Origin of the sequence: Micromonospora sp. WMMA1949, assembly GCF_027460145.1 — a bacterium.
Lineage (GTDB): Bacteria > Actinomycetota > Actinomycetes > Mycobacteriales > Micromonosporaceae > Micromonospora.
In genome coordinates, this window is the sequence record NZ_JAPZBG010000001.1 from 1,971,099 (window position 1) to 1,987,321 (window position 16,223).

At 68.6% G+C, this 16,223-nt stretch carries 18 protein-coding genes; 11 read left to right on the forward strand and 7 right to left on the reverse strand.

All coding sequences use genetic code 11. The features are described from left to right. The first annotated feature begins 18 nt into the window (after positions 1-18). On the forward strand, positions 19-483 hold the full coding sequence (locus O7607_RS08990; RefSeq protein ID WP_269702369.1) for a hypothetical protein: 465 nt from the start codon (positions 19-21) through the stop codon (positions 481-483). 6 nt (positions 484-489) lie between these two features. Here O7607_RS08990 and O7607_RS08995 read toward each other — a convergent pair whose 3' ends face one another. From O7607_RS08995 to O7607_RS09005, 3 genes are all read right to left on the reverse strand, one after another. After that, positions 490-1,353 (reverse strand): alpha/beta fold hydrolase, encoded by an 864-nt coding sequence (locus O7607_RS08995; protein WP_269702370.1) that lies wholly within the window; start codon positions 1,351-1,353, stop codon positions 490-492. Between the two features lie 110 nt (positions 1,354-1,463). Continuing rightward, entirely contained in the window at positions 1,464-3,590 is a 2,127-nt protein-coding gene (locus O7607_RS09000) for a cellulase family glycosylhydrolase (protein ID WP_269702371.1), read from the reverse strand. A 133-nt stretch (positions 3,591-3,723) separates the two neighbouring features. After that, the gene (locus O7607_RS09005; protein ID WP_269702373.1) at positions 3,724-4,734 is read right to left on the reverse strand and encodes a saccharopine dehydrogenase family protein; all 1,011 of its coding nucleotides are present in this window, start codon (positions 4,732-4,734) and stop codon (positions 3,724-3,726) included. A 94-nt stretch (positions 4,735-4,828) separates the two neighbouring features. Here O7607_RS09005 and O7607_RS09010 point away from each other — a divergent pair, with 94 nt between their 5' ends. The 8 genes from O7607_RS09010 (at position 4,829) to O7607_RS09045 (ending at position 11,030) form a co-directional block, all read left to right on the forward strand. Continuing rightward, on the forward strand, positions 4,829-5,767 hold the full coding sequence (locus O7607_RS09010; RefSeq protein WP_269702375.1) for a helix-turn-helix domain-containing protein: 939 nt from the start codon (positions 4,829-4,831) through the stop codon (positions 5,765-5,767). 39 nt (positions 5,768-5,806) lie between these two features. Next, positions 5,807-6,073, forward strand: a complete 267-nt coding sequence (locus tag O7607_RS09015) for a hypothetical protein (protein ID WP_269702377.1) — start codon at positions 5,807-5,809, stop codon at positions 6,071-6,073. 112 nt (positions 6,074-6,185) lie between these two features. Beyond that, positions 6,186-7,613 carry a rifampin monooxygenase gene (gene rox, locus O7607_RS09020; RefSeq protein ID WP_269702378.1) on the forward strand — a complete coding sequence of 476 codons (1,428 nt, stop codon included), beginning with the start codon at positions 6,186-6,188 and terminating at the stop codon, positions 7,611-7,613. Positions 7,614-7,863: 250 nt separating this feature from the next. Beyond that, a complete protein-coding gene (locus O7607_RS09025; RefSeq protein WP_269702379.1) occupies positions 7,864-8,490 on the forward strand; it encodes a DUF1963 domain-containing protein in 627 nt (208 codons plus the stop codon). Between the two features lie 27 nt (positions 8,491-8,517). Next, entirely contained in the window at positions 8,518-8,865 is a 348-nt protein-coding gene (locus O7607_RS09030) for an ArsR/SmtB family transcription factor (protein WP_332367302.1), read from the forward strand. Further along, the gene (locus O7607_RS09035; protein WP_269702382.1) at positions 8,862-9,341 is read left to right on the forward strand and encodes an SRPBCC family protein; all 480 of its coding nucleotides are present in this window, start codon (positions 8,862-8,864) and stop codon (positions 9,339-9,341) included. Before O7607_RS09030 ends, O7607_RS09035 begins: the two co-directional genes overlap by 4 nt. 55 nt (positions 9,342-9,396) lie before the next feature. Beyond that, a complete protein-coding gene (locus O7607_RS09040) occupies positions 9,397-10,179 on the forward strand; it encodes a methyltransferase domain-containing protein (protein WP_269702383.1) in 783 nt (260 codons plus the stop codon). Between the two features lie 155 nt (positions 10,180-10,334). Next, positions 10,335-11,030: a proteasome protein gene (locus O7607_RS09045; RefSeq protein WP_269702384.1), complete on the forward strand. Its 696-nt coding sequence runs from the start codon at positions 10,335-10,337 to the stop codon at positions 11,028-11,030. 133 nt (positions 11,031-11,163) lie between these two features. Here O7607_RS09045 and O7607_RS09050 read toward each other — a convergent pair whose 3' ends face one another. From O7607_RS09050 to O7607_RS09060, 3 genes are all read right to left on the reverse strand, one after another. Beyond that, the gene (locus tag O7607_RS09050; protein WP_269702385.1) at positions 11,164-11,751 is read right to left on the reverse strand and encodes an adenylate kinase family protein; all 588 of its coding nucleotides are present in this window, start codon (positions 11,749-11,751) and stop codon (positions 11,164-11,166) included. Between the two features lie 328 nt (positions 11,752-12,079). Further along, positions 12,080-12,475, reverse strand: coding sequence for a hypothetical protein (locus O7607_RS09055; protein ID WP_332367303.1), 396 nt, complete (start codon positions 12,473-12,475; stop codon positions 12,080-12,082). A gap of 931 nt (positions 12,476-13,406) precedes the next feature. After that, the gene (locus tag O7607_RS09060) at positions 13,407-13,982 is read right to left on the reverse strand and encodes a hypothetical protein (protein WP_269702387.1); all 576 of its coding nucleotides are present in this window, start codon (positions 13,980-13,982) and stop codon (positions 13,407-13,409) included. 491 nt (positions 13,983-14,473) lie between these two features. Between O7607_RS09060 and O7607_RS09065 the strand changes: the two genes are divergently transcribed. Next, positions 14,474-15,142 carry a DUF4145 domain-containing protein gene (locus tag O7607_RS09065; protein WP_269702388.1) on the forward strand — a complete coding sequence of 223 codons (669 nt, stop codon included), beginning with the start codon at positions 14,474-14,476 and terminating at the stop codon, positions 15,140-15,142. 60 nt (positions 15,143-15,202) lie between these two features. Then, the gene (locus O7607_RS09070; protein WP_269706926.1) at positions 15,203-15,733 is read left to right on the forward strand and encodes an HD domain-containing protein; all 531 of its coding nucleotides are present in this window, start codon (positions 15,203-15,205) and stop codon (positions 15,731-15,733) included. Here O7607_RS09070 and O7607_RS09075 read toward each other — a convergent pair. Next, positions 15,730-16,200 (reverse strand): NUDIX hydrolase, encoded by a 471-nt coding sequence (locus O7607_RS09075; RefSeq protein WP_269702389.1) that lies wholly within the window; start codon positions 16,198-16,200, stop codon positions 15,730-15,732. The two genes, O7607_RS09070 and O7607_RS09075, sit on opposite strands and share 4 nt — an antisense overlap. Positions 16,201-16,223 lie beyond the last annotated feature (23 nt).

The following is a 16,223-nucleotide window of genomic DNA, read 5'->3' on the forward strand; positions in this document are numbered from 1 at the left end:
GGTTCCTATCCTGGGGCGATGGTTCTCACCGACGTCACCGGGGCCTGGGCCGGCACCAACGCGTTCCGGCTGATGCCCGCCGATCCGCTCGCCGAGTCGCCGGCCGCGCTCACCGTCGCCACCGCCGCCGGCGGTCACCTGACCACAGTGTCGTACTCGTGGGCCCATCCGGACGACGGCCCGCAGGACGGCCTGCTGGTGATCGCCGCCGGCGACCGGCCGGGCTCGCTCGTCGCCTGGTGGGGCGACTCGTGGCACCAGCAGCCGACGCCGATGACGCTCACCGGCACGGCGGGCGGCGCGGCGGCGGTCCAGCTGAGCGCCGGCTACGGCGACGGCTGGGAGTGGCGGATCGTCCTCGACACCGCCGACCCGGCCCTCCTGCGGCTACGGATGGAGAACGTCGTCCCCGCGGACCAGGCCGGGCCCGGCACACCGGCCGGGCCCTACCCCGCGATGCTCACCGAGGTGCGCCGGGCCTGAACTCGATCAGGCGTCGAGGATCTCCCGCAGCCGGCGCGCGAACGCCTCCGGCTGCCCGGCGTAGCCCATCCCCTCGCCGAGGAACCCGCCGTGGTGGCTGGGGAAGACCGCGGCCTTCCCGCCGAGCAGCTCGGCCGTGGCCACCGACGTGCGTCCGGTGAGGGTGTCCGCCGACTCCTCGCCCACCGCGACGACGACCCGGGTACGCGCCGCGCGCAGCGCGTCCACGTCCGGCCGGAAACGGGTGACCGCCGCCGCACGGTCGGAGAGCAGCGGGTCGTCCCGGCTGCCGTCGTCCTCGGTCGGCATGCCGAACGCGGCCGGGTCGGGCAGCGGCTGGGCGAAGTACTCGTCGGTGAACTCGCCCCGCCACGACGTCATGGCCACGAACGCCGCCATGCCCGCGCCCCAGCCGCTCTTCTGGTACGCCTCCTGGCAGGCGGCCGTGGCTCGGCGGGCAGCCTCGGCGTCGGGCAGCACCTGGATCAGCGGTGGCTCGTGCGCCACGAGCGTGGCCAGCGCGTCCGGGTACGCGGCCACCAGGGCGAGCGCCGTGACCGCGCCGCCGCTGCTGGCGAACATGTCCACCGGTCCCGCGCCGAGTGCCTCGATGATGTCGCGTACGTCCCGGGCCTGGACCTCGGGCACGTCGTCGCCGCGGCCGTCCTTGCGGACGCTGCGCCCGAGCCCGCGCGGGTCGTACGTGACGACGGTGCGGTCCGGGAAGTACGACGCGAGCGTGGTGAAGCCGTCGGCGCACATGGGCTGGCCGATCATGAACAGGGGACGGTGCCCGGTCTCGGCCGCCGTGGGGGCGTGGACGTCGTAGACGAGGTCGACCTCGGGCGTCTGCAGAGTGAGCGTCTTCATGCCTGTGTCGACCGGCGCCGGCCGGAAAACTCATCGGTCCTGCGGAAACGTGTGCCGGGCGCGGCTCGCGGCGGTGTCGACGCCCACCGCCGCGAGCCGTGCCGTTGCCGTCAGCTCACCGTGCCGGTGACGGTGCTGCCGGACCTGGTGACGTAGTAGGTCAGCTTCGTGCCGCTCCAGAAGTGGAACGTCAGGGTGACCCGCTGCCCGTCGTTGACCTCGGCGAAGAACTCCGGCTTCAGCGCGATCGTGTTGCCGGTGTAGTTCGGCGCGAACGTCACGTCGAACTCCTTGTACGAGGTCCAGTTGTGCGGTCCGGCGTTGCTGCCGTCGGCGTACTTCGCCTCCATCGTGGCGAGCTGGTCGCCGCGGAACTGCGCCGGGAGCGTGAACGCGGCGGTGGTGCCGGTCGCGTTCGACAGCACCGGCGGGTCGTACGTGATGATGCTGATCCGCCACGGCACACCGGCGGAGAAGCGGGCCTGGAGGTTGGCGTTCACCCCGTACGCGCGGGAGCCGACCAGCCGGGTCAGCGCCGACGCAGTGAGCGTGAGGGTGCTGCCGGAGACCGTGTAGTCGGTGCCGTTGACCAGGTCGGTGGTGCCCTGCCGCAACCCTTGGAACGTGGTGCCGTTCAGGTTGAGCGTCAGGCTCTTGGCGGTGATCGAGCCGGTACGCGGCACGTACACCTGGTCGCTGGACGCGGTGCCGGAGCGGGTGGTCCAGCTCGACTTGATCTGCGCGAACAGCTCCGGGTCCTTCCAGACGAAGGACGTCCGGTCGAAGTGCTGGCCGTTGTCCCAGAGCTGGGTGGTCAGTTTGCGGCTGCGCGCGTAGTGGCCGAGGAACTCGAAGAACTTCAGCTTCTCGCCCTGCTCGATGGTGCCGGTGTGCCGGTCGAAGCCGAGCAGCCCGTACTCGCCGATGATCACCGGGATGTTGCGGGTGACGAAGGCGTTGTAGACGCGGTCGAACTGGTCGGTCAGGTCCTGCTGGACCGTGGCGTCGAACCGGGTGCCCCCGGCGACGTTCACGCTGAACGGCCAGTACCCGTAGAAGTGCACGGTGGCGATCAGGTTCGGGTCGTTCAGCGTGTTGAACGTGCTGACCAGCTCGTCCACCCGGGCCTGCTCGGCGGAGGTGTGCAGGGTCGGCAGCACCAGCAGCCGGGTGGCGTTGTTCCCGCCGGACTGGCGGACGATGCGGTGGAACGAGGTGTTCAGCTCGTTGAGCAGCGTGGCGTTCTGCGCGTCGCCGGAGCTGCCGGTGAACTGCGGCTCGTTGACGCTCTCGAAGGTCAGCTTCGGCGAGGAGTCCTTGAACGCGGCGGCGATCTGGGTCCAGAGCGCGTTGTAGCGGTTCAGCACGCCTGTCCGGTCGGTGGGCATCGTGTTGATCCACTGCCACGAGTCGTGGTGGATGTTGAGCACCACGTAGAAGCCGTCGGCGAGCGCCCAGCCGACCACCTCGCGTACCCGGCTGAGCCAGGCCGCGTCGATCGTGTAGTTCGGCGCGGCGCCGTGGTGGTTGCTCCAGGTCACCGGGATGCGGATGCTGTTGAAGCCCTGCGCCCGGACGTTGTCGAGCAACGCCTCGGTGACACGCGGGTTGCCCCACGCGGTCTCGTCCGCGCCGACCGCGTCGAAGGAGTTGCCGAGGTTCCAGCCGGGCTGCATGGCGGCGACAGCGGCCATGGCGTTGCCGGCCGGCGGCGGCGTGGTGGGCGGCGGGGTGGTCGTGGGCGGTGGCGTGGTGGGCGGCGGGGTGGTCGTGGGCGGTGGCGTGGTGGTCGGCGGCGGGGTGGTCCCGCCGACACCGCCGGTGCAGGCGACCCCGTTCAGCGAGAACGCGGTGGGCGCGGTGTTGGTGCCGGCCCAGGAGCCGTTGAAGCCGAACGAGACGCTGCCGTTCGTGGCGATGGCGCCGTTGTAGCCGACGTTCGTGGCGGTGACGTCGGCGCCGGAGGAGGTGACGTCGGCGCTCCACGCCTGGGTGACCCGCTGGCCGGACGGGAACGTCCAGCGCAGGGTCCAGCCGTTTATCGGGTCACCGAGGTTGGTCACGTCGACGTTCGCGGTGAAACCGCCGGGCCACTGGCTGGCGGTCGTGTAGTTGACGCGGCAGCCGGCCGCCGCCTGGGCGTTCGTCGCCATCACGGCGGTGCCGGTCACGAGCGTGGCGGCGGTCGCCGCGACCAGGCCGACCCGCAATCGGGCGGTACGGGGAGAGCGGAACATGGTGGTTCCTTCGTGGTGCGTGGGGGCGCGTGGACGGGGAAGGCGGGGCGCGCACCCGCCCAGCGCGAGAGTAAGTTTGGAATCTAAACATTGTCAATCGGCAGACGTGGATGCGGCAACCCGTCGGGGCCCGTCAGGCGGCCGTCAGCGTCTCGACGGTGAGGTGCGCCGACAGCGCGCGCAGGAAGTCCGGCGCGTCGAAGATCCGCCCGGCCGAGGCGACACCGGTCGCCCGCGTCCGCCCGGTCAGGATCCGGTGGACCGCCTCGACCGCCAGCGGCGCGCTGATCGCGTAGATGTCCTGCCCGTGCGCCACCACCCGCCGACGGACGTCACCCGACCGCACCACCACGTCGACGGTGAACGTCTGCGCCGACCGGCCGCGCTCGTCCACAGCGGCCGGAGCGTCCCCGGCGGCCAGATCCCCCGCCGCGTTCGCGGTCATGTAGGTGCACACCTCCGGGATGTCCAGGTGGCTCGGCACCGTCACCACGTCGGCCATGGTGAACTCCCCGAGCACCGGCCGCACGCCCAGCGGCGCCGGGAACTCCCAGTCCCGCCGGGGCAGGTCGCCGTCGGCGTACACCAGGCGCCCGCCGGTGAAGCGGACCCGCCGGCCGTCGCGGCGCTCGCGCGAGACGACGCCGGAGGCGACCGTCCCGGCCGTCGGGTGCCAGCTGCTCAGCCCGTACGCGACGTGCGCCTCGTCGGCCGCCGTCCAGTCCCCCATCGCGGCGGTGACCAGCAGGTCCCCGAGCCCGCCGAAGAACGCCATGGCGGGCACCACAGCGACTCCGGCGGCCTCGGCGCGCTCGGCGTAATCGGCGAACGTGTCCCGGTTCGCCTCGATCTCGGCCGCCACGTCGACGTAGGGGATCCCGGCCCGCATCGCGGCCTCGATCAGCGGCCCGGCGGTCGAGGCGAACGGTCCGGCGCAGTTGACCACCGCCGCCACCCCGGCCAGCGCCTTGTCCAGCGTGGCCGGGTCGTCGACCGACGCCACCCGCTGCTCCGTCCCCGGAAACGCCGCCGCCAGCTTCCCGGTGTCACGCCCCACCGGCAGCGGCTCGTACCCCCGCTCCCGCAGCTCCGCCACCACGAACCGTCCGGTGTGCCCGTACGCCCCGAACACCGCCACCTGCATGACACTCCCCCTCGAAGATCGACTGGAATGATCCTCGCGGGGATCCGAGGGCCGGGCCAGTGTCGCAAACGCCAATGCCCGTACAGTTTCGGACATGACCCTGATCGCGCTCGCCGCCACCGACGGGATGCTGCACTTCGAGCTGGCAGCGGCCTGCGAGATCTTCGTCCGCGACCCGACCGGCCTGGCCGACCCCTGGTACGACCTGGTGGTCTGCGGTCCCGGCCCGGTCGGCGTCGGCCGGTTCGCGGTCACGCCCGACCACGGGCTGGACCACCTCGCCCGCGCCCACACGGTGATCGTCCCGGCGATCGAGGACACCGACGCCGAGCCGCCGTCCGACCTGGTCGAGGCGGTCCGGGCCGCGCACGGGGCGGGCGCCCGGATGGTCTCGTTCTGCACCGGCGCGTTCGTGCTCGCCGCCGCCGGCGTCCTCGACGGGCTGCGCGCCACCACCCACTGGGCGCACACCGACGCGCTCGCCGCCCGCTACCCGCGCGTGCGGGTCGACCCGGACGTGCTCTACGTGGACAACGGCGACGTGCTCGCCTCCGCCGGGAAGGCCGCCGCGATCGACCTGTGCCTGCACCTCATCCGCCGCGATCACGGCTCGACTGTCGCCAACGCCGTCGCCCGCCGCCTGGTGGTGCCGCCGCACCGCGCCGGCGGCCAGGCCCAGTACGTCACCACCCCGGTCCCGGCCCGCGAGGACCACCCGCTCGCCGCGCTGCTGCCCTGGGCGATGGCGCGGCTGGACCGCCCGCTCACCGTCGCGGACCTGGCCCGCCGGGCGAGCATGAGCACCCGCAACCTGGTCCGGCACTTCACCGCCGCGACCGGCGCCACGCCGTCGCAGTGGCTGGCCACGCAGCGCATCCGGCGGGCGCAGGAACTGCTGGAGAACACCGACGACAGCATCGACGCCGTCGCGGAGGCATCAGGCATGGGTACGGCGACGACACTGCGCCGGCACTTCCAGCGCACAGTGGGCGTGCCGCCGGACACCTACCGCCGGACGTTCCGCCGCGGCTGAGCGGGTTGCCGCGGTGTCCCGCCGGGTAGCAGAGGCGTCATGGATCGACGTACCCGATCGATGCAGAACCGGTGGAACACCTACCCGGAGGCCACCAGCGGGCAGCGGACCACAGCGATCGTCCTGGCCCTGGCCCTGTCGGTGCCGACCACCTTCCTCTGCGTGTGGCTGGCGATGTCGCTGCTGAGCGGCACCCACTGGCTGCTCCAGACGCTCGCCTTCGCCGTCGTCGGTCTCGTCATCGGCGGCGGCGCCCTCGTCCTGCTGTCGAAGCTCGCCGGGCGCGGCGGGCGCCGGGCGGCCTGAACGAATCTGCCGTCTGCCTGCCCTACGGGGCCCGGGCGTTCCGTCCCGAGGGCTATGGTCGGTTCGTGCCGCCCGACGGGACGGTCGCCTGACACTCGGCACGGGGGATCGTGTGTTCGACGTGATCGTGGTCGGCGGTGGGCCGACCGGCATGATGCTGGCGAGCGAGCTGCGCCTGCAGGGCGTCGGCGTCCTCGTGCTGGAGCGGGACGCCGAACCGCCGCCGTACGTGCGCTCGCTCGGGCTGCACGTCCGCAGCATCGAGGTGATGGACCAGCGCGGGCTGCTGGAGCGGTTCCTGGAACACGGCGGCACGCACCCGATCCGGGGCTTCTTCGCCGGCATCGACAAGCCCGCGCCCGCCGACCTGGACACCGCCCACCCGTACGTCCTCGGCATCCCGCAGACGCTCACCGACCGGCTGCTCGCCGACCACGCCGCCGAGGTCGGCGCCGAGATCCGGCGCGGCCGTGCGGTCACCGGGCTGGAGCAGGACGACGACGGCGTGACGGTCCACCTCGACGACGAGAGCGCGCCACCGCTGCGCGCGCGGTTCGTCGTCGGCTGCGACGGCGGGCGCAGCACGGTCCGCAAGCTGCTCGGCGTCGGGTTCCCCGGTGAGCCGTCGACAGTCGACACGCTGCTGGGCGAGATGGAGGTGACAGCGCCCCAGGACGAGATCACCAGGATCATGACCGAGGTACGCCGCACCGAGAAGCGGTTCGGGCTCGGCCCGTCCGGCAGGCCGGGCGTGTTACGGGTGGTCGTACCGGCGGCCGACGTCACGTCGGTGCCGCCGACGCTCGACGACGTCAAACGGCAACTGACCGCGTACGCGGGCACCGACTTCGGCGTGCACTCCCCCCGCTGGCTGTCGAGGTTCGGTGACGCGACCCGCCTGGCCGAGCACTACCGGGTCGGGCGGGTGTTCCTGGCGGGCGACGCCGCGCACGTCCACCCGCCGCTCGGCGGGCAGGGGCTCAACCTGGGCATCCAGGACGCGTTCAACCTGGGCTGGAAGCTGGCGGCGACGGTGAACGGCTGGGCGCCGGACGACCTGCTGGACACCTACGAGTCCGAGCGGCGCCCGGTCGCCGCCGACGTGCTGACGAACACCCGCGCGCAGATGCTGCTGACCACGAACGAGCCGGGACCGCACGCCGTGCGTGAGGTGCTGACGCAGCTCATGGACTTCGACGAGGTCAACCGCTTCCTGATCGAGAAGGTCACGGCGATCGGCGTCCGGTACGACGTCGGCGAGGGGCACGCCCTGCTCGGGCGGCGGCTGCGCGACGTACCGCTGCGGGAGGGGCGCCTGTACGAGCTGATGCGTACCGGCGGCGGGTTGTTGCTCGACGGAACCGGGAAGCTGTCGGTGGACGGCTGGGCCGACCGGGTCGGGCTCGTCGCCGGCACCGGCGACGAACTGGACGTGCCGGCGGCGTTGCTGCGGCCGGACGGGCACGTGGTGTGGACGGGCGACGACCAGCGGACGCTGGACGACGCTCTGGCCCGGTGGTTCGGCGGCGCGACGCGGTGAGCTGCGACCGATCGCCCGAGGGCGCTCAGGGTCCGGTCGTCTGGTAGCTGCGGAGCGCGGCTTCGGCGAGTCGGGTGAGGTGATCGTCGCCACCGGGCTCGTTGCCCTGCTCCTGAACGACCACCAGGGTGGAGCCGATCCGGACGAGGATGCTGTCCCATCCCAGGGTGACCGATCCAGTCGGCCGCCGGCCGCGGGCCGGCTGCCGGACGGGCCGGGGACGCCTCCGCGCTCCCCTATGCTGCGCCGCGTGACGGTTCTGATGATCTACAGCGGTGACACGGCGCCGGATGCGCCCGGCACGCGTACCGGTGGTGTTCCGCTCGTGCCCGCGGACTTCGACTGGCCACTGTGCGGCGAGTGCGACGGGCCGATGCAGTTCCTGGCCCAGGTCCGGCTCGACGACATCGACGCGGCCGAAAACGAACTCCTGTCGGTCTTCATGTGCCAGAACGATCCGGGCCTGTGTGACGAGTGGGATGCGACAGCCGGCGGCAATCGCGCGTTCGTCTTCCCCCTGGGGGCGTTGGCTCCGTCTGCCGTGCCCTCCGGCGACACCGTCCTGGTGGCCGAGACGTCCGCCGTCACGTACGCGCCGATGCAGGACTCCGACGGTTACGACGAGGCGCGCGAGCGCTGGCGCAGTGAGTCCGGCCGACCGCTGCGAGACGTCCTGGGGCAACTCGGCGGACTGCCGGCGTGGCTCCAGTTCGACCAGACGCCCACCTGTCCCGCCTGCGCTCTGCCCATGTCGTTCGTCGTCCAGCTGGAGGAGGGCCACGATCACCGCACCGGCTTCAACTTCGGTGGCGGTGGCTGCGGGTACGGATTCCGCTGCCGACCGTGCTCGACGGCGGCGTTCCTGTGGCAACAGTGACCCGCTTTTCCGGCTTGACGAACGCCAATGGTAAGCCGTAGCTTACCGTTCGTGGCTACTTACCGAACCGAGGACGGGTGGGACGCCTTGGGCGACCCGACACGGCGGGCGATCATCGCGTGTCTCGCGGAGCGGCCGCGGGCGGTCGGCGAACTGGCCGCGGTGCTGCCGGTCAGCCGGCCGGCGGTGTCGCAGCATCTGCGGGTGCTGAAGGACGCCGGCCTCGTGACGGACCGCACCGCGGGCACGAAGCGTGTCTACCGGCTCAATCCCGCCGGCGTGGCCGCCCTACGAGATCAGCTCGACACCTACTGGAGCCGCGCGTTGGACGGCTTCAAGGACGTCGCCGAGCGCCCTGACGAGGAGGAATCATGAGTGGAACGGATGCGGTGGTACGGCGGCAGATCGTGGTCGACGCGCCGGTCGAGCGCGCCTTCGCGGTGTTCACGGAGCGGTTCGGCGACTTCAAGCCGAAGGAGCACAACCTGCTGTCGTCGCCGATCGCGGAGACGGTGTTCGAGGCGAAGGTCGGTGGGCACATCTACGACCGCGCCGAGGACGGCAGTGAGTGCGCCTGGGCGCGGATCCTCGTCTTCGAGCCGCCGGACCGGCTCGTCTTCAGCTGGGACATCAGCCCGGCATGGCAGCTCGAACAGGATCTGGACAACGCCAGCGAGGTCGAGGTCCGGTTCGTCGCCGAGACACCGCAGCGGACCCGGGTCGAGTTGGAGCACCGCAACCTGGACCGGCACGGTCCGGGCTGGGAGTCGGTTCGTGACGGCGTCGGCCACGACGAGGGCTGGCCGCTGTACCTGAACCGCTACGCCGACCTGTTCACCGAGGCGAGATAGCGCAGACCCTGCGCCGTTGCCGCAAGAGCCGACGCGGCGCAATAGGCTCCGGATCGTGCACGGATTCACCGACGTCGACCGGCAGTCAGACCCGGACTCGTGGGTCGGCGTGCTCGACCGCCTCGCCGACGAGCCCTTCTACCAGGCATATCAGCATCGGGTCCGCGAGCTGCTCCATCCGGTGCCCGGCCGGCGCTACGTCGAGGTCGGTGCGGGCACCGGGGCGAGCGCGGCCCGCCTCCGAGACGAACACGACGCCGGCGTGGTCGCCGTGGACCGCGCCGCGACCATGGCTGCCGCCATGCAGGCGCGCGGCTTGACGCAATGCGCCGTCGCCGACGCCCACCGACTGCCGTTCCTCGACGACTCCTTCGACGGCGCCTGGTCCGACCGCACCGTGCAACACCTCGCCGATCCCCGTGCCGCGATCGGGGAACTCGTCCGGGTCGTCCGGCCGGGTGGCCGCATCGTCCTCGCGGACCCCGACTACGACACGCAGGTGCTCGACATCGCCGACCAGGATCTGGCGCGACGTGTGCTGCGGTTCCGGGCGGACGTCCTCCTCCGCAACGGCACCCTGGCCCACCAGCATGCCGGCATTCTCGCCACGCTTGGCCTGACCGACGTCACCGTCGAACCCCGAACGCTGCTGGTTCGCGACCCGGCCGCCGCCGACAACGTTCTGGGCCTGCGCAGCTGGGCCGCCACAGCGGCTCAGCGCGGCGTACTCGAACCCGGCGAAGCTCGCTCGTTCGAAGACCAGTTCGACGAGGCCGTCGACGCGGGCCGGTTCACCTACGCGGTCACGTTCTTCCTCACCGCGGCCACCGTCACCTGAGGCGGACGTCGGCCACGGCAGCGACCGCCCCGAGACCTCGGACACACTGACCCGCCTTCGTGGGGCAGTGAGCGGGCCGACACCTGCCGGGGTGTAGGCGAACGGGATGCCGGGTACCTCGCGCCTTACCCCGCACCCCTGCCCAGGAGGACCATATGACCGTCGTACTCGCCGTTGTCTGCAAAGACGGGGTGGTGATCGGCGCGGACTCCCAGATCACCGAGAGCGATCGCGGTCTGAGTTTCCCCGCCCAGAAGCTGCACCCCCTGGGCGACTGCGCCGCCTGGGGCGGCAGCGGCGCGCGGGGGGTACTCAACGACCTGCGCCCCCTTCTCCAGGACTCGGCCACCGCCATCCTCGAAGCACCGGACATCGGCGACGAGTTGCAGGAGCGCGTCCTGCCCGTCTTCAAGAAGCACTACGAGAACTACATCCCGGACGTGCCCGGCGAGGGCAGCGGCGGCGGGGTGTCGGCGTACCTGCTCGCGGCCGGCTACAGCCAGGGCGGGCCGTGGATCGTGGAGATCAACCCCAACGGGCTCATCGGCCGCTACGAGGACGTGGGCTTCCACGCCATCGGCTCCGGCGCGCCCATGGCCCAGCAGGCCGGCGCGCTGCTGTCCCACTTCCGGATGACCACGCGCACCGTCGAGTACGGCGTGGTGGGCGTGGTGCGGGTGCTGGAGGCGCTGGAGCGGACCTCGCCGTCGGTCGGCGGGCCGTTCAGTGTGGCGTGCATCCGCGAGGAGGGCGCCCACCACCTCGACGAGAAGGAGATCGCCAAGGCGCTGAAGGACGCCGAGCGCTGGCGCGACCTGGAACAGAAGGCGCTCGACGGCCTGTTCGACTGACGGCGGCGTGTTGGGCGGCCGGGTTCGGAACGTCAGCGGAGCAAGGGCCGCGCGCGCCCAGGTGATAGCGCGTGCGGCCCGTCCAGGGTTGCCCTGACAACGTGAGGACGTCGCCTGGCCTACCTCCTCGATCTCACGGGCGGCACTGGCCTTGGGAAGCGACAGGGATCAATCTGGCTGCTACCTCTTCGATATCGCCCAAGCCGCTGACGGTTCGCAGCAGGTCACGGGCCCGGTAGTAGGCGCGCAACGGCTCCATCTGCGCCTGATGGTTTTCCTGTGCGTGCGCGTAGGTGAGCAGGAGTTCCTGACGTCGCACGGCGACCTGGGGATCGAGTTCCACCCGTCGTTCCACCCGGCGCTGAACAGCGAGGTGGAGTTGGTCCTCAGCCAGGACGAGTTCGATCACCGTGTCGGGAACGTGGCCGCTCCGCGTCAGCAACTCGGCCTGACGGATCGTGCGAGGGAAGCCGTACAGCACCCAGCCACCGTCGACGCCGGCTAGTGCGCCGGCGGCGGCTCTGACCATCAGTTCATCGGTGACGAGCTGTCCGGCCTGCATGTAACCGTTCGCCTCTTCGCCCAGCGGAGTCTGCTGCTGCACGTGCTGACGGAAGACATTGCCCGCGCTGACGACCTGCAGGCCGAGGGCGTCTGCCAGAGCCGACGCAGCGGAGGCCAGGTCGACGACCGGTCCGGAGATGAGGGCCACGTTGGGCATGTGTGCTCCCCTGTTGTGCGCCGAAGAGAGCAAGCTAGCAGTGCACGTGGTTCCGGTGGGCTGCCCCGCACGAGATCGAAAAAGGCCGTCTCCGACTGGCGGAAACGGCCTTTGAACTGGGTGGAGCTGAGGGGATTTGAACCCCTTACACCTTCTGCGGGGAGCGATCATCGCGAGTCGGGCACATCTGCGGCGCGACCTGCACAACCGTCGCCAAGCCCTTCCGACGTTTGACACGGCTTGCCGCTCGCAGTTGTGCCGGATCTGTGCCCGATGATCTTCGAGATACTCCGCAGCAGCTGCACCGCTCTCCGCGCCGAAGGCGGGCCTACTTGAAGACACCGATGACGCCGGTCACCGTGCCGATGACGAAGCCCAGCGTCGCCAGCTTGGCCTGGGCTCCCGTCCAGATGCCCCGGCTCTTCTCTCGCCATCCCAGCGACCACCAGTCACGCCCGAACTTCTGCCACTTGTGCTGCCGAAGGTGGCAGCCCAGGATCAACCCTGCCGAGTTGTTGCGGCAGAACTCAACGACGCCGGCTCGCTTCCGGTTGATCGCCCCGCAGTAGACCGGGGCCTGGAAGAGGACGAAGAAGAGCAACAGGCCAACGAGAAGCGCGTACACGCCTGGACCGAACGCGTTGCCGCCGAGAGATAGAAGGAGTACAGCAAGCACGCCGTAGCCCCAGAACCGCCACAGCATCGACTTAGCCCGAGACGCCATGAACACGAAGAGTACCGAACCGAACGCGAGACGTGAAGACGCCTTGCAGCGCAGGTCTCGGCGCCCTCCACTGCAAACTTGGCCGTGGATCTTGCATTGATGTCTGACTGCACTCGATGAGCGTTGCTGCGCCTCGACAACGCCTGCCGCAGGGGTTGACGCGAGGAGGCAGGATATCGGTGTGAATCTCGATCAACGCACTCGTCGTTTCGCTGTTGCAGGCGTAGTACTCGGGATTATCGCCCTGGTGGCGAGCATGTTCGCCATCTCAATGGGTTACCGACCGCCCGCCGGCGTCGAGGCACCAAAGGTAACGGACTGGATGCAGGGATGGGGCAGCCTCCTCGGCGTACTCGCAGGGGTCGGAGCTGCCGCAGCGGCTGTTTGGCTGCTATCGCACGAGCGGGAGCAAGCGCGGTTAGCACAGGAAGCACAGAAGCGCGAAAGCGAGGAACGGTATTCAGAGTTGGTCACTTGGTACTTGAGAGAGAAGCGAGACGAAGATGCGGACTTGCGCCGACCTGCCGACGGTGGTGACTTTTGGGGCGCCCCAACCGACTCGTCCGAGGCAGTGCTGGTCATCCTCAATAATAGCCACGGCTGCATTTACGAAGCAATCGTGTCAATACCCGAGTTTGAGAGAGAGCACTATCGGGAAGAATTTAGCGCATTGGCAAGACGCGGGCTCGGCACAATCCCTCCCGGTCAGACCGAAATCGTGATGCCTATGCGAGGGTACCGCACACTAGCAGGCTCAGCCTCATACAGGACAAGACGAGAGCTCCCCAGCAACGCTCCAGTCGCCTATCTACAGTTCAGAGACCCAGCGGATCGCTCATGGCGACGGACAGGCAGAGGTGAACTCGTACGCCTTCCATATAGCAAGCCGGGAACAGACTACCCCGACCACTCGCCGTGAACTTTAACGACATTAGAAACGCTTCGCCGGATACGCTCTCCCTTCGAGCTGATTACCTATGCAGACAGTGGCGTAATCCAGTCTTTCCATAGCACCATGAAGAGCCAGCGCCCAAGGGCATCGAGTCCCGTCCGACTCTCCCATCACCGCTTCGTTAAATCGAGGCCGCTCGCACGTCGTATCCCAGAGGACATCCTCGACGTATTCCAGTTCTCGCGCGGGCTCTGCTGGAAGGAACGCTCTGTGAGCACGTTTTACTCGATCACTCTCATCGATTAGCTCCTTCATTCCCGACAGTCGGATCACATCGGGGCAGGAACCATCAGATAGCGGCTCGTGCGCATGAAGCTTCGCCAACTCGTAAAGAGCGTCGTGTTGCTTGTCGCCGAGTTGGTAGTAAGCGATAAGTGCCTCTCGCTCCAGCTCTTCACGACGCAGTACGCGCTGGGCTTCCAGGCTGTCCTGAACCTGCATCTTGGCCACCCGCATTGCACCCTTCACCTGGACAGAGGCAGCCAGCCAACTAGCGACGCCCCCGACAATGGCCCCGATGAGCGCGCTGGTCGCGCCACTCCAGAACTCATCCACGTACGCAATGATTGCAAGGCTGCACAAGAACACCGCTGCTCTTCCGACAGGTCTAGCCATCCCGTCGGCCTTCGTCCGCACATCGTGGAGTGGGTGGGGCCTGCCCGGTCAAGGTGGAGCACACCACTGTCTGAACGACCTTGACCGGGCAGGCCCCACCTGCTCGGCTTTGCCCGGACGGAGGTTGTCGGGATGGCGCCACCATCCCAGAGTGCCCGAGCGCCCCGCCGGAGGCACTGCCCGTGTCTCGCCCAACGTGAAGCCCCGGAATCGCCATCGGTCATGGCGGCCCGGGGCTTCTTCGTATGTCGCGCCGCCGGCGGGCTATCACCGACGCGCTGGCGGCCGAAGGCCAGAGGCGCGGCGGCGGGCCATCGGCCCGGCCCAGGTTCGGCGGCGCGAGCGGCCTGCGAAGCGGGCCGCCTTGATCCCGTATAGAAAGTTCTCACACGTCTCTAGCCCCAGTCTGAGCCCAATGTAAAGATCGAAGCATGTCTGACGCGGAAGCTTCACTCCCAATGCCAGCAACACCACGCGTCATGATCTGCCCACACTGCAACTGGCCTGCCATTCAGGAAGTCAAGGGGCAGGTAGAAGTGCCTTCGGATGATCCAGGGGACCAAAGCCTTCCTCTGGCCTACGAGTTCACGTTGCTTCAATGCACCAACTGCCAACAAGTTTCCTTGCAGCTTCGCGACATCTGGTTCTTTTCCTCACCTAACGAAGCCCCGCAATTCCTCTATCCTGCTCGGCGACAACTCAGCAGCGACATACCCGACAAGCTGCAGCAGGAAGTTGGAGAAGCGCGAACCTGCTTTGACGCAAAAGCCTATACGGCAACTGTGGTCATGGTTAGAAGGACTCTTGAAGGCATTGCTGCCGACAATGGCATTGCAGAGCGGAACCTCGTACGTCAGATTTCCAAAATGAAGGATCAGGGTCTAATCGATGCCAGCATCGCGGATTGGGCAGACGGCTTGCGCGTACTGGGCAATCAGGGAGCCCACTACACCGGTCGAAAAGTTAGCAGAGAGGACGCCAATGACGCACTCGACTTCGCAGAGGTCTTGCTCGACCATATCTATGTCTACAAGAGGCGCTTCGACGAGTTCAAGAAGCGGCGCGAGGCAAAGCTTCCTTATCAGACAGGTCCTCATTGATTGCGGCTAGCGATCTACTCCCGTTACGTCTAAGCTGGCGTAGTGGACGCAGACGGCGTAGTGCTTGCGAGGTCGACGGCTCAACTCCACCTGGCGGAAGCCCTTCCTCGCCGTTGGACTCATGTCCAGGGAGTGGCAGCGAAGGCTCACTCACTGGCGCGTTTGGTGGGCGAGGATCGACACCTGCTCGTTGCGGCGGCCTTCCTACACGATATCGGTTATTCGCCCGAGATCCGGGAGACTGGATTCCATGCCCTTGATGGTGCTCGATGGTTGCGGCGAAATGGCTTCGAACCGCGCTTGGCCGGTTTGGTTGCCTACCACTCATGCGCCACTTATGAGGCCGCCGAGCGAGGGCTGATCGACGCTCTTTCCTCCGAGTTCTCCAGAGAGGAATCCGCGACTTCCGACGCACTGTGGTTCGCGGATATGACAACCGGCCCGGATGGGCAAGACCTAACGCCACAACAGCGACTAGCCGAGATACGTGAGCGGTATGGACCGGAGGATTTGGTCACACGATTCTGGGCGAAAGCGGAAGCGCCGCTCTTAGAAGCCATCCAGCGCACCGAAAAGCGCCTAGCTGCCTAACCGATGTACGGCTGTAGCCGGTTCTCAAAGCCGTGTTCGATCCTCAGCCGCATCGATGGGTGGATCGCGAGGTCATTCAGCTTGTCGCGTGAGACCCAGCGCACCTCCGATGACTCGTCGCTCGGCGTTGGTTCGCCGCTGACGTAGCGACCACGGAAGCAGATCGAGAACTGCTGTCGCACCTCGCCGTCGCTGTACTCGACCACATGGTTCGGGTTGGTGTAGATCCCGACCACGCTGGTCACCTCGATCTCTACACCCGCCTCTTCCCGTGTCTCACGGACAGCCGTCTCGGCGATGTACTCCCCGAACTCCTGGCCGCCGCCGGGCAGTGCCCAGAGGCCGTTGTCGGTTCGCTGGATGAGCAGCACCCGGCCCTGTTCGTCCTGCACGAAGACGGTGACCGCAACGACGATGCTGTTCGGCTTCGGGGCGTTCGGATCGTTGAAGTGCTCGACGCGGGCCATGGCCCTAGCCTCTCACCGCCGAC

Coding starts and splice junctions, on each gene's coding strand:
- O7607_RS08990 (WP_269702369.1), top strand. CDS start 19: ATGGTTCTCACCGACGTCACCGGGGCCTGGGCCGGCACCAACGCGTTC.
- O7607_RS08995 (WP_269702370.1), bottom strand. CDS start 1,353: ATGAAGACGCTCACTCTGCAGACGCCCGAGGTCGACCTCGTCTACGAC.
- O7607_RS09000 (WP_269702371.1), bottom strand. CDS start 3,590: ATGTTCCGCTCTCCCCGTACCGCCCGATTGCGGGTCGGCCTGGTCGCG.
- O7607_RS09005 (WP_269702373.1), bottom strand. CDS start 4,734: ATGCAGGTGGCGGTGTTCGGGGCGTACGGGCACACCGGACGGTTCGTG.
- O7607_RS09010 (WP_269702375.1), top strand. CDS start 4,829: ATGACCCTGATCGCGCTCGCCGCCACCGACGGGATGCTGCACTTCGAG.
- O7607_RS09015 (WP_269702377.1), top strand. CDS start 5,807: ATGGATCGACGTACCCGATCGATGCAGAACCGGTGGAACACCTACCCG.
- O7607_RS09030 (WP_332367302.1), top strand. CDS start 8,518: ATGGTAAGCCGTAGCTTACCGTTCGTGGCTACTTACCGAACCGAGGAC.
- O7607_RS09035 (WP_269702382.1), top strand. CDS start 8,862: ATGAGTGGAACGGATGCGGTGGTACGGCGGCAGATCGTGGTCGACGCG.
- O7607_RS09045 (WP_269702384.1), top strand. CDS start 10,335: ATGACCGTCGTACTCGCCGTTGTCTGCAAAGACGGGGTGGTGATCGGC.
- O7607_RS09050 (WP_269702385.1), bottom strand. CDS start 11,751: ATGCCCAACGTGGCCCTCATCTCCGGACCGGTCGTCGACCTGGCCTCC.
- O7607_RS09055 (WP_332367303.1), bottom strand. CDS start 12,475: ATGGCGTCTCGGGCTAAGTCGATGCTGTGGCGGTTCTGGGGCTACGGC.
- O7607_RS09065 (WP_269702388.1), top strand. CDS start 14,474: ATGTCTGACGCGGAAGCTTCACTCCCAATGCCAGCAACACCACGCGTC.
- O7607_RS09075 (WP_269702389.1), bottom strand. CDS start 16,200: ATGGCCCGCGTCGAGCACTTCAACGATCCGAACGCCCCGAAGCCGAAC.